This is a genomic window from Bradyrhizobium brasilense (assembly GCF_029714345.1).
GTDB lineage: Bacteria > Pseudomonadota > Alphaproteobacteria > Rhizobiales > Xanthobacteraceae > Bradyrhizobium > Bradyrhizobium australafricanum.
The window spans coordinates 8327038-8338861 of sequence record NZ_CP121669.1 but is presented as its reverse complement, the minus strand read 5'-3'; the positions used below and the strand labels follow the sequence as shown (position 1 = coordinate 8338861).

The following is an 11824-nucleotide window of genomic DNA, read 5'->3' as shown; positions in this document are numbered from 1 at the left end:
TAAATCCACTGCACGCCAGTCTATCATTTAATTTCCAAATATCAAGGCGCGGGCCTAGATCATGGCCGAAGGAGAATTCGCCCATGTCCGCCGCTACCTCGATGGCCGCCCCCCGCGCCCGCTTCAACACCCTGCCGCTGCTGATTGCCCTGTTCTGCCTGCTCTGGAGCTACGCCTTCGTGGCCGGCAAGATCGGCGTCACCGATTGCCCGCCGCTGATCCTGCTCGCCGCGCGGTTTTCGCTCGCCGGGGTTCTGATCCTCGCCATCTCCTGGCTGCGCCGCGACCAATGGGATCTCACCTGGCGCGATGCGGCGGTGTTCGCCGTGCTCGGCGTCGCCAACAACGCGCTCTATCTCGGCCTCGGCTATACCGGCCTGAAGACGGTCTCCGCCGGACTTGGCGCGCTGATCGTCTCGGCCAATCCGGTGTTCACCGCCATGCTGGCGGCGCTGTTCCTCGGTGAGAGCATGACCTTGCGCAAGGTGATTGGTCTCGTGCTCGGCATCGTCGGCGTCGCCTTCATCGTCTGGCATCGCATGTCGGTCGGATCGGACAGCCCGCATGGCATCTTGTTCACGCTGGCCTCGCTCGCCTCGATCGTCGCCGGCACCGTGCTGTTCAAGCTGCTGGCACCGAAGGGCAGCCTGTGGATCGGCAACGGCATCCAGAACATGGCCGGCGGCCTTGCGGTGATGCCGTTCGCCTTCACGCTCTCCAGCGTCAGCGACATCGTGCCCAGCATGCGTCTCGCTGGCGCCTTCGCCTTCCTCGTGCTCGGCGGCTCGATCCTCGCCTATCTGCTCTGGTTTCATCTCCTGAAAATGTGTGGTGCGACCGCCGCAAGCGCCTATCACTTCCTGATGCCGCCGCTCGGCATGCTGTTCGCCTATCTCGTGCTCGGCGAGCATGTCGAATTTCGCGACCTGCTTGGGATCGTTCCGGTGGCGCTCGGCATTTACCTGGTGACCCGCCCCGCAGCCGCCGCGCCCAACAGGAGTATGACGTGAGCATCACCATCACGCTGATCGGAGGCCCCACCGCCCTGATCGAGATCGACGGGTTCCGCCTGCTCACCGATCCGACCTTCGATGCGCCCGGCGAGTATCAATTGCCGCATGTGAAACTGGAGAAGCTGACGGGTCCCGCGCTCGGCGCGCGCGATGTCGGCGCGATCGATGCGGTGCTGCTGAGCCACGACCAGCATTCCGACAATCTCGACCATTCCGGCCGGGATTTCCTTAAACGCGCGAAGCGCGTGCTGACGACGGAGGCCGGCGCCAGGCGGCTCGGCGGCAACGCCGAGGGCTTTGCGCCCTGGGCCTCGACCGAGTTGCAAAAGGGCGGCCGGACCCTCACCATCACCGCGACGCCGGCGCGGCACGGACCGGCGGGGATCGAGCCGTTGTCCGGCGACGTCATCGGCTTCGTCGTGCAGCCGGCAAAACCGGGCCGTCCGGTCTATGTCAGCGGCGACACCACCTGGTTCGACGGCGTCGCCGAGGTCGCGCGACGCTTCGACTGCGGCGTGGTGCTGCCGTTCGCCGGCGCCGCGCAAACCCGCGGCCCCTTCCATCTCACCATGGACACCAATGACGCGATCGAGACCGCGCACGCCTTTGCGGACGCGGTGATCGTGCCGGTTCATACCGACGGCTGGGCGCATTTCCGGCAGAGCGCGAGCGATCTGCGCGCGAGCTTCGATACGCTCGGCTTCGGCCGCCGTCTGCGCATCCTCGAGCCCGGCGTCGCCACGGTCATCGAGCCGTAGGTTTCGTCCCAGGAACCTTGCCGGTATCCGGCTCGTTGTCAGATGGCTGGAACCGGACATGACGCGGCAAGGGACGATCCCACCACACGACAAACATGACAATGCGCCGGCGGCGAAGCCTCGGCGCCAGCCGTTCAGTTTCAGCCGTGTCCTGAAGACGCTCGGACCCGGGCTGATCACCGGCGCTTCCGACGACGACCCTTCGGGGATCGGCACCTACAGCCAGGCCGGCGCGCAACTCGGCTACGGCATTGGCTGGACCATGCTGCTGACGTTTCCGCTGATGAGCGCGATCCAGGAGATCTCGGCGCGGGTCGGCCGTGTCACCGGGCATGGCATCGCGGGCAATGTATGCCGGCATTATCCGGGCTGGCTGCTCGCCGTCGTGGTGGCGCTGCTGTCGATTGCCAACACCATCAACATCGCGGCCGACCTCTCGGCCATGGCCGATGCGGCAAAGCTCCTGATCGGCGGTCCGGCCATTCTCTATGTGGTGCTGTTCGGCGTGACCTCGGTGGCCGCGCAGATCTTCATGAACTACCGGCGCTACGTCGCGATCCTGAAATGGCTGACGCTCAGCCTGTTCGCCTATGTCGCGGCGCTCGCCTTTGCCAAGGTGTCGTGGATGGAGGCCCTGGCCGGCGTGCTGCTGCCGCGCATCAGCTGGAGCGCCGACTATTTCACGACCATCGTTGCGATCCTCGGCACCACGATCTCGCCCTATCTGTTCTTCTGGCAGGCCTCGCAGGAGGCGGAGGAGCAGCGGGTCGATGTCACCAAGCATCCGCTGATCGAGCGGCATTACGGCGCCCAGCACGAATTCTCGCGCATCCGCGCCGATACCATCACCGGCATGGCGTTTTCGAACCTGATCGCATTGTCGATCATCGTCACCGCCGCCGCATCGCTGCATGCCACCGGCAAGACCGACATCCAGACCTCGGCGCAGGCCGCCGAGGCGCTGCGCCCGATCGCCGGGCCGTTTGCCGAGGTGATCTTCGCGCTCGGCATCGTCGGCACCGGCCTTCTGGCGATTCCGGTGCTCGCGGGTGCGACGGCTTATGCGGTCGGCGAGGGCCGGCGATGGCGGGTCGGGCTGACGCGCAGGCCGAAGGAGGCGATCGCGTTCTATTCGGTGCTGGCGCTGTCGGGCGGCATCGGCATCGCGCTCAACTTCACGCCGATCGATCCGATCGCGGCGTTGTACTGGAGTGCGGTCGTCAACGGCGTGCTCGCGGTGCCCGTGATGGTGCTGCTGATGTTCATGGCCCGCCGCCGGGACGTCATGGACCGCTTTGTGGTCCGCGGATGGCTGTACTGGCTCGGCTGGCTCTCGACCGGCGCGATGGCGCTCAGCGTGATCGCGATGGGGATCGGCTTCCTGCTGTAGCTTGTTCGAACTCCTCAACCCTCGCCGAACAGCGAGCTATCGATCTTGGTCGTCGATTTGACCTTTCGCAGGATGATCGTCGTGCGGTAGCTCGCGATGTCGCTGTCCGGATGCATGAGGCGGTCGAGGATGAAGGATTGATAGCGCGCGAGGTCCGAGGACACGATTCTTAGCGAGTAATCCCAATCGCCGGCAATCATGCAACATTCGACGACCTCCGGAAGGTCGATCACCTTCCGCTCGAAGCGCGTGAAGGATTCCCTGTTCTGTTGCTTGAGACGGACCTCGACGATCACGTCGAATCCGAGTCCAACCCGCGTCGGGTCCACCAGCGCCACATAGGAATTGATGACGCCGGCCTCTTCGAGCGTGCGAACGCGTCGCATGCAGGGGGCGGACGAGAGGCCGATCCGCTCGGCCAGCTCGAGATTCGTGATCCGCCCCTCGACCTGCAGCACGTCGAGGATTTTTCGGTCGATCTCGTCAATCACGATCGCGGTTCCCATTTCTTTCGCATTCTCCATCTTTTGCGCAATTGTTTGCAGAAGAAGGGCTGAAATGCATCTCAAATCGCAATGTCATTGCCCTCGCGCGCGCATAAGATGTGGTGCGAGGGTTCTTTGATCGCTGCAACCGAGCAGCAAGGAGCGGGCATGGCCGGAAATGACGACAAATCCTTTTGGGATCGCGCGCGGCGGCACCTCATTCGCTATGGCGGGACGTTCGCTCCCGTCATCATCGAGCGCGCCTCCGGGTCCTTCGTCTATGACGCCGACGGCCGGGCCATCCTGGATTTCACGTCCGGGCAGATGAGCGCCGTGCTCGGTCACGGTCACCCGGAGATCGTCCAGACCATCAGCGAGCATGCCGAACGGCTCGACCATCTCTTCAGCGGCATGCTGACGCGCCCGGTCGTCGCGCTGGCCGAACAGCTCGCGGGTCTGCTGCCGCCGGGGCTTGATCGCGTCATGCTGCTCAGCACCGGCGGCGAGTCGAATGAAGCTGCGATCAAGATGGCCAAGCTCGCCACCGGCGGCTTCGAGACCGTCGCGTTCGCGCAGTCCTGGCACGGCATGACGTCTGGCGCGGCCGGAACGACCTATTCGGCCGGCCGCAAGGGTTATGGTCCGGCGCCGGTCGGCTCGCTCGCGATCCCGACGCCGAACCCCTATCGCCCGCGCTTCGGCAACGCGGCCGATTGGCGGGCCGAGCTGGCCTACGCCTTCGATCTGATCGATCGCCAATCGACCGGCTCGCTTGCCTGCATGATCGCCGAGCCGATCCTCAGCTCCGGCGGGCTGATCGATCTGCCTGAAGGCTACCTTGCCGAGTTGAAGGAGATGTGCCGGGCACGCGGCATGCTGCTGATCATCGACGAGGCGCAGACCGGCCTCGGCAGAACCGGCGCCATGTTCGCTTTCGAGCGCGACGGCGTCGTGCCTGACGTCCTGACCTTGTCGAAGACCCTCGGCGCCGGCCTGCCTCTGGCTGCGGTCATCACCTCCGCCGAGATCGAAGAGCGCTGTCACGAACGTGGTTTCCTGTTCTACACGACCCATGTGTCGGACCCGATGCCGGCCGCGGTCGGGCTGAAGGTCATCGAGATCATCCTTCGCGACAGATTGGTCGAGCGCGCCAGGATAGCGGGCGCGCGGCTGAGGGATGGGCTCCTCGCACTCCAGAACCGGTTCGAATGCATCGGTGACGTGCGCGGCAGGGGGCTGATGCAAGGCATCGAGATCGTGCGCGACCGTTACAGCAAGGAGCCTGACGAAGCGCTCGGAACGCGTGTCTCTCAGCGCTGCATGCAGCTTGGACTGAGCACCAACATCGTTCAGTTGCCCGGCATGGGCAGCGTATTCCGCATCGCCCCGCCGCTGACGATCAGCGACGACGAGATCGATCTTGGCCTCTCGATCCTCAGCGACGCGTTCGAAAGCGCATTGCAAAGCAGGGCTGGCTAAATCAATCCTTGCGGAACACGATCGAGGCCATCCAGCCGGTCATCAGCGCCATGAACGCGGTGATCAGGCCGTAGACAAGGCCGTTATGCCGCGCGGTGGTGGCGACGAATTGCTCGAAGCCGACCTTGACGATCTCGAACGCGGTCTCGGCCTTGGTCACCAGCGCGCCGTCGGAAAACAGCTTGATCTCGACATTATAGGTGCCGATCGGCACCTCCGCCGGCAGCGGAATGCCGGTGCGGAACAGGGTTGGGGTCAGGAAGGTCACCGCCGAGGTCGCCTCACGGTACAGCCCGTGCTCGGAGCGCAGCCGCACGAAGGCGCTGCGGAACGGGTCGTTCGGTACCACGTCGGCATAGTCGGGCCCGACCCGCTGCATCAGCAGCACGTTGTTGAGCCCGAGCTGCTGCCGCCGCTGCACCTCGGGCGAGGCGATCTGGTCGAACGGGCGATTCGAGAACAGCGCGAGATAGCCCGGCACCTGCAGGAATTGGCGCGAGTCGGTGTTGATCCAGATGCCGAATTTGCGCTCCTTGCGCCGCGTCACCATGTCGGCGCGCGGGCCGGACACCGTGACGACGAGATCGTAATTGTTGCGATTGGCCGGCGTCTTGTCGTCCTTCTCGACCGAGCCGAACAACACGAGTTCGCCGCCGGAATAGTTCGGCGTCACCGTGACGCGGTGGTTGGAGACCGACACGATCAGCCGCTCGGCATGAGCGGGCGCGGCCGCCAGGCCGGCGGCGGCGAGACCGATGATCGCGAGCGCCGCGCGCAGCCTCATGGCGGGGCTCCGCCGGTTTCGCGGATGCTGTAGAGGTCCTGCGGCCGGATCACCAGTTCGACCGCAAAGCGGATGCCGACCGCGAGCACGAGCAGGCCGAGCAGCAGGCGCAGATGCTCGCCACGGATCTTCTGGCCGGCGCGGGCGCCGAACTGCGCGCCGGTGACGCCGCCGACCATCAGGATCAGCGCCAGCACGGCGTCGACCAGATGGTTGGTCACTGCGTGCAGCATGGTTGCGAACACCATGGTGACGAGGGTCAGCACCATCGAGGTGCCGATCACGGTCGAGGTCGGTACCCGCAGCACATAGATCATCAGCGGCACCAGGATGAAGCCGCCACCGATTCCCATCACGGCGCCGATGAAGCCGATCGCGAGTCCGACCACGACCACCGGGATGACGGAGAGGTAGATCTTGGAGCGCTTGAAGCGGACTTTCAGCGGCAGGCCGTGGATCCAGCCATGGCTGCCGGGCTTGCGCAGCGCGATCGGACCGCCGCGGCGGACGCGCAGCATCGCGCGCAAACCTTCCCAGAACATCAGCCCACCGACCGTCGTCAGCAGGATGACGTAGGACAGCGCGATCATCAGGTCGAGCTGGCCGAGCGAGCGCAGGAAGGTGAAGGTCCACACCCCGAACGTGGTGCCGAGCGTGCCTCCGACCAGCAGCACCGCCGCCAGCAGCGGATCGATCGCGCGTCTGCGCCAATAGGAAATGGCGCCGGAGAACGAGGAGGCCGCGATGTGGCTGGCGACGGAGGCAACCGCGACCGCGGGCGCGATGCCGACGAAGATCAGCAGCGGCGTCATCAGGAAGCCGCCGCCGATCCCGAACATGCCGGAGACGAATCCAACCGCCGCGCCCATCGCCAGGATGAGGAAGACATTGACCGGAATGTCGGCGATCGGGAGGTAGAGCTGCACGCGCGTCGCTTCTTGTCGGTTCGCCGCGAGTTCGGCACAAGGCCGCATCACGGCGTGATGTCGTTCTGGTCGGGCATTCTCCGGCTGAACGAATCCGGTCGGCGCGCAAGACGCAGGCGAACGCGGGTCGATTGCCGCGTTCTTGCATAACCGAATTCGGCGGGGGGAGGGACTAAAGAATCCGCTCCCGGGGGCATTTTTCGCCGCACTCGGCCGCCGTCTGCGGACGTGGTTGATAATTCAGATTAATGGCGCCCGTGCCGCCTCACGGCCGATCGACAGGCTTGGTGATCAGGTTCAGCGCGAGCGCTTCTTTCGGGTTCAGCCAGCGGATATCGGACGTTTGCGACATCGCCTCGACGATCCCGGAAGAGACGCCCATCTTGGTCATGTAGCCCAGCACCATGCCCTGGATGCGTTGGGCCTCGGCGAGGGGATCGCTGACGGGCGTGCTCGTCGTGAAGCGATGCACGCCGAGCCGCGAGCCCGCGATGCCATAGCGGGTCTGGCCGCCGGCATAGACCAGGACGCAAGCGCTGGCGCAGGACGCGGGGCGGAGCTTGCCCGAGGCGTCTGATGTGGCGACCGCGGTGACGAGCCCGCGCGTGCGGATGACCTCGCCCATGATGGCGGCCTGGTTCAGCGCGCCGCCGGGCGACGACAGCAGCACGACGTCGCCTGGTGCGAGACGCGCCTCGCTGAGCCGGTCGCGGAACCAACTCGCGCTGGCCGAGCCGATCTTGCCGCTGATCGCAAGCGCCCGCCGGCCGCGGCCCGATCCGTCGATGTCGACATCGGGAATCACGGCCGACGTCATGCTGGCCGCGATGTAGGTCTCGCGCCAGAAGTCCCAGGCGCCCGGCGTCGAAAGGTCCCGGTAAGCCTGGATGGCGACACTCGACAACAGCAGCACGAAGATGATGATGGACCAGAGCGAGAACCGGAACGCACGGGGCGGCGATGCCGCGTTCCCTTGCGGCGTCGGCGGAGGCGGGGCTGCGGGGCGCCGGGCAAATGGAGACGGCGCCTGCCGCGGCGGCGCAACGCGGGGACCTGTCGGCGACGAACGGTGGCCCGTTCCATCATCCTGGCGATCGTCGACGGACAAGCCTGACCCTCCGGAACGCGTGCGCCGACGGCGCGGAGCTGCGCGCCTGTCTACACGGCCGAAGGCCGGAGGTATAGGACAGCGGCGCCGTCAAGGCGCCGCAGCCGTCTCGAACCTAGTGAGCTGGAGCGGCGAGCGCCGCGGTCCGCTTCGAGGGTTGCTTGACCGGCTTCGCCGCGGCGGGCTGCGCGGCCGCGCCGTCCCAGCCGCCGGCAGGCGCCGGCACGTTGACCGCATCGCTCGGCTGCGGCTCGGCGGTGAAGGTCTGGATCGCCAGCTTCGCTGCGGCCAGCGACTGCGGGTCGAGCCGCTTGGCAATGTCGTCGCGCTTGTGGCCGGCGTCGGCGTCGCCCTGCGCGGCCGCGAGGCTGAACCACTTGAACGACTCGGCGAGGTTCTGTTCGACACCGATGCCGCGGGCATAGAGGATGCCGAGATTGACCTGGCTGTCGGCAACGCCGCGATCGGCCGCCTTGCGGAACCATTGCGCGGCGCTCTTGTAGTCGGCGCCCTTGCCGCCGCCATCGGCGTCGAGCACGGCGAGATTGTGCATCGCCTTGGCGTTGCCGCGCTCGGCGGCCTGCACGTAGTAGCGTCGCGCCACATCGAAGTCGCGCTTCACGCTGAGGCCCTTCTCGTAGAAAGTGCCGAGCCGGAACATCGCGGGCACCACGCCGGCCTGCGCTGCGCGGGCATACCATTTGGCGGCTTCGTCGACATTGGTGGTCACGCCCTTGCCCTCGGCAAAGCGGACGCCGACTTCATAGGCCGCGGCCGCATCGCCCTTGATCGCGGCGCTGCGCAGCGCCGGACCACCGATCGCGTCGGGCAGTTTCTCGCCCGCCGGGATCTGGACCATGGCGAGCTTGCCGCCGAGCGGCGGTGCGGTCGGAATCGTGCCGGTGACGTCGTTGGCGGCGGCTGTTGGTGCCGCGGTCGGCTCGGGCGCGGCGGCGGGTGCGGGCGCGATTGCCGGCGGGATCGTCACCTGCGCGCTGTCGAGCGTGTTCGGCGCCGGAGTATTGTTGGACTGGCGGCCGAGCGGGGTCGGCGAGGTCATCGACGGCCCGGGCACTGATGGTCCGGGTCCGCCGGACGGCGCAGCCGGGGCGGGCGCGACGGAATTCTCGGCAGGCGGCTGCATGGGCGGCGTGGCCGGCTCGCTGTGCTCGATCGCCGGCACCTGCGGCGCGGAGCTGGTGTCGAGCAGGTTCATCGCCATCTTGGCGGTCGAGAGCAGGATCACGACCACGCTCGCGCCGACCAGCAGCGAACGGATCTTGGAGGTGATGGTCGAAGGCTGCGCCTCCGGCGCGCCAGTCGCCGTCGCGCCGGCCGCGGCCGTGCCGGCCTTGGCGGCAGCCGCCTTCGCGGCCTTGTCGGCCTTCTCCTTGGCCTTGGCTGCAGCCTTGCTCGCGGCGCGCGCCGCCTTCTCGCTGACGGGTTGCGCGGCAGCGGCCTGCGCGGCGCGGCGCGCGGCGGCGATGAAGCTCGATGTCGAGACCGGCTCCTTCTTGCCGGCGGGAAGATCAGAGATCGCGCGCTCGGAATCCGCGATCCGCTCCGACGGCGAAGCGACGCGGCCGGAGGGGCGTGTGCCCGGTTCGAGCGGATGATCCGGCGGCAGGTCCGGCGCGATCGCGGCGCGTGCGGACGCCGCATGCGGCTCGAGGATCTCGCTGATCGCGCGCGGCGGCAGCGGCGGCGGCGGCGCGCTCTCGACCGGCTGCGCGGCATGGAATTCGCGCGGCGCGGACATGAAGTGCTCCTGCGCCAGCGCAGGATTGGGCAATTCGGGCCTGTACGATTCAGGCTTGTACGCTTCAGGTTTGGGCTGCGCGATCGGCTGCGACATCGCCGCGCGCGGCATTTCCATCCGCGGAGCTTCCATCCGCGGTTCGGCCGGCGCGGGAGCAGGCGGCGCGGTGCGCACCGTACGCAGATCGTTCTCGATCATCGCGAGACGATCGACGACATGGCCGAGCGTGTTGTGAACGGTCTCCAGCGAATCCTGGGTGCGGCGGTCGGTCTCCGACTGGCTGAAGCGGATGTCGGACAGCTCGCGCTTCACCATGTCGACGATGCCGCTGTCCATCATCGGCTGCGGCGAGGAGGTGTCGACGTTGCGGGCGGCGTCGGCGAGCGAGGCGATGTGGGCGTGCTGCGCCTCGAGGTGCCGCATGATGTCATGCAGCGCTTCCTCGACCCGGCCGAGATTGCCGGAGCGCTGGTCGGCGGACTCCAGGCGCTCGAGCAGATAGGAGACGCGCTGCTCGAGATGGGTGAATGCCGACGAACTGTCGTTGCCGACCTGCAGGCGGTCGATCCGCTCCGACAGCGAGCGCAGGGCGCCTTCGATGGCATCGGTGTTGTCGTAGCCGGCCGGCCGCTCGCGGGTCTCCAGCGTCGAGGCCAGTGCGGCAATGCGCTGCTCGATCCCGGCGAAGGCATCGCCATGGGTCTCGGCGCGCGACATCTGCGACAGCTGGTCGACCTTCGCGGCCAGCGCATGCACGTCCCCGGAGAGCTGGAGCAGCGCGTCGTTGGAGGCGACGTTGGAGACGATCGCGCGCAGCGCGGCGATCGCGCTCTCGAGCTGATGCACCGTCGACGGATCGTCGTTGGCGCGCAGGATCATGTCGAGCTTGGCGCCGAGATTGCGGATCGCCTCGTCGTAGCCGGTGAGCTGCTCGGCGGGCGTGAGCGTGCGCAGCGCTTCGCGGATCTCCGACAGCGCGCGTTCGATGCCGGCGATCGCCTGGCCCTGGCCGTTGCGGCCCTCCTGGCGGAGCTCATCGATCCGGTGATGCAGCGAGCGGATCTCGTTCTCGATCGACTCGATCGCCCGGCGCGGCATCGCCTCGGTGATCGCTTGGCGGATCTCCGCAAGCTCGCCGCGGAAGGCCGCGATCGATTGTTCAATATGGTCGGGCCGCTGCAGCGCCTCGATCTGGCTCGTGATCTTGAGCAGCTGACGCTCGAGCGAGGAGAAGTCGGGCCCGGCCGGCGGCGGTGGCGCATAGGCGGCCATCGGCGGCGCCGATTGCGGCATCGGCGGCGCGCCGCGCGGCGGCATCTGCCGTTGCGCTGATACGTCGAGCTCGTTCTGGCGCGCGGCGATCTCCGCGATCGCGAAATCGAACGAGGCCGGGCTCAGTGGCGGCGAGGGGCGATAGACCTGGGCTGCAGCGCGCTCGACCGCCTCCGCCTGGCGCAGCCTCTCCTCCAGCTGCCGGTCATGCATCTGCGGCTCGCGCTGCATCTGCGATTCACGCATCGGCTGGGGCTGCGGCTCGCGCGCCGGCTGTGGCCGCGAAATCTGCGACAGCCGGGCATCGAGGCGCGAGATCGCGTCGTTCAGCTGCCGCGCGACGGCGGGCTGGCCGCGCGGCACTTCGGCGCGCACCGCTTCGGCGCGCGTCAATGGCTTTGCAATCTGTTCGATCTGCCGGGTGATGGCGTCGAGCCGCTGGTGGATATCGGCGACCTCGCGGCTTTCCCGGCTCGGCATCGGCTGCCGTTGCTCCATGCGCCAATCCGGCGGGCTCGGTTCACCGACGGTGGAGTTGAGCCAGTCGTTCAGCGACATCCCGGCGCGGCGCGCAGCCGCCTCGGCCCTGTCGCGGACGGAGGGATCGATGCCGTCAACACTCCACGATACGCGCGAATTCATGATTCCGTCCGGTCCCGACTCCGGCGCTACACCCTGCGCCCGCAGCCTCCCCGCGCATTCCCGTTAAGAGACAATCGAATTCTGCGCCGGGCGTCTGCCTCAGCTGCTGACTTTTTCCCGTCACGGTAAATAACGGGTTAAGGAATGCGGCCGACGGGCGCTAAAGTTAGGGAATCCGGGAACCTGTTGCGCCGGATCAGGACAGCGA

At 67.1% G+C, this 11824-nt stretch carries 9 protein-coding genes; 4 read left to right on the top strand and 5 right to left on the bottom strand.

Going from position 1 to position 11824, the window contains the following annotated elements:
• Positions 1-83 precede the first annotated feature (83 nt).
• From QA635_RS38630 to QA635_RS38620, 3 genes are read left to right on the top strand one after another with little or no spacing between them, the layout of a single operon-like run.
• Positions 84-1010: a DMT family transporter gene (locus tag QA635_RS38630; protein WP_283065096.1), complete on the top strand. Its 927-nt coding sequence runs from the start codon at positions 84-86 to the stop codon at positions 1008-1010.
• Positions 1007-1771, top strand: a complete 765-nt coding sequence (locus QA635_RS38625; protein ID WP_283065095.1) for an MBL fold metallo-hydrolase — start codon at positions 1007-1009, stop codon at positions 1769-1771. Before QA635_RS38630 ends, QA635_RS38625 begins: the two co-directional genes overlap by 4 nt.
• Positions 1772-1829: 58 nt before the next feature.
• A complete protein-coding gene (locus tag QA635_RS38620) occupies positions 1830-3161 on the top strand; it encodes an NRAMP family divalent metal transporter (protein WP_283065094.1) in 1332 nt (443 codons plus the stop codon).
• Between the two features lie 14 nt (positions 3162-3175).
• Here the strand turns inward: QA635_RS38620 and QA635_RS38615 are convergent, their stop codons facing one another.
• The gene (locus QA635_RS38615; RefSeq protein WP_092088035.1) at positions 3176-3667 is read right to left on the bottom strand and encodes an Lrp/AsnC family transcriptional regulator; all 492 of its coding nucleotides are present in this window, start codon (positions 3665-3667) and stop codon (positions 3176-3178) included.
• A 147-nt stretch (positions 3668-3814) separates the two neighbouring features.
• Between QA635_RS38615 and QA635_RS38610 the strand changes: the two genes are divergently transcribed.
• Positions 3815-5125: an aspartate aminotransferase family protein gene (locus QA635_RS38610; protein WP_283065092.1), complete on the top strand. Its 1311-nt coding sequence runs from the start codon at positions 3815-3817 to the stop codon at positions 5123-5125.
• Between the two features lies 1 nt (position 5126).
• Here QA635_RS38610 and QA635_RS38605 read toward each other — a convergent pair whose 3' ends face one another.
• From QA635_RS38605 to QA635_RS38590, 4 genes are all read right to left on the bottom strand, one after another.
• Positions 5127-5909 (bottom strand): TIGR02186 family protein, encoded by a 783-nt coding sequence (locus QA635_RS38605; protein ID WP_283065089.1) that lies wholly within the window; start codon positions 5907-5909, stop codon positions 5127-5129.
• The gene (locus QA635_RS38600) at positions 5906-6835 is read right to left on the bottom strand and encodes a sulfite exporter TauE/SafE family protein (protein ID WP_092088120.1); all 930 of its coding nucleotides are present in this window, start codon (positions 6833-6835) and stop codon (positions 5906-5908) included. The genes QA635_RS38605 and QA635_RS38600 overlap by 4 nt, the downstream gene beginning before the upstream one ends.
• A gap of 265 nt (positions 6836-7100) precedes the next feature.
• Positions 7101-7943 carry a COG3904 family protein gene (locus QA635_RS38595; protein WP_283065087.1) on the bottom strand — a complete coding sequence of 281 codons (843 nt, stop codon included), beginning with the start codon at positions 7941-7943 and terminating at the stop codon, positions 7101-7103.
• A 115-nt stretch (positions 7944-8058) separates the two neighbouring features.
• Positions 8059-11616, bottom strand: a complete 3558-nt coding sequence (locus tag QA635_RS38590; protein WP_283065085.1) for a hypothetical protein — start codon at positions 11614-11616, stop codon at positions 8059-8061.
• Positions 11617-11824 lie beyond the last annotated feature (208 nt).

What these genes read in the sequence shown, in the direction of transcription:
- QA635_RS38590 (WP_283065085.1), bottom strand. Translation starts at nt 11,616, where the DNA reads ATGAATTCGCGCGTATCGTGGAGTGTTGACGGCATCGATCCCTCCGTC.
- QA635_RS38620 (WP_283065094.1), top strand. Translation starts at nt 1,830, where the DNA reads ATGACGCGGCAAGGGACGATCCCACCACACGACAAACATGACAATGCG.
- QA635_RS38630 (WP_283065096.1), top strand. Translation starts at nt 84, where the DNA reads ATGTCCGCCGCTACCTCGATGGCCGCCCCCCGCGCCCGCTTCAACACC.
- QA635_RS38615 (WP_092088035.1), bottom strand. Translation starts at nt 3,667, where the DNA reads ATGGGAACCGCGATCGTGATTGACGAGATCGACCGAAAAATCCTCGAC.
- QA635_RS38610 (WP_283065092.1), top strand. Translation starts at nt 3,815, where the DNA reads ATGGCCGGAAATGACGACAAATCCTTTTGGGATCGCGCGCGGCGGCAC.
- QA635_RS38605 (WP_283065089.1), bottom strand. Translation starts at nt 5,909, where the DNA reads ATGAGGCTGCGCGCGGCGCTCGCGATCATCGGTCTCGCCGCCGCCGGC.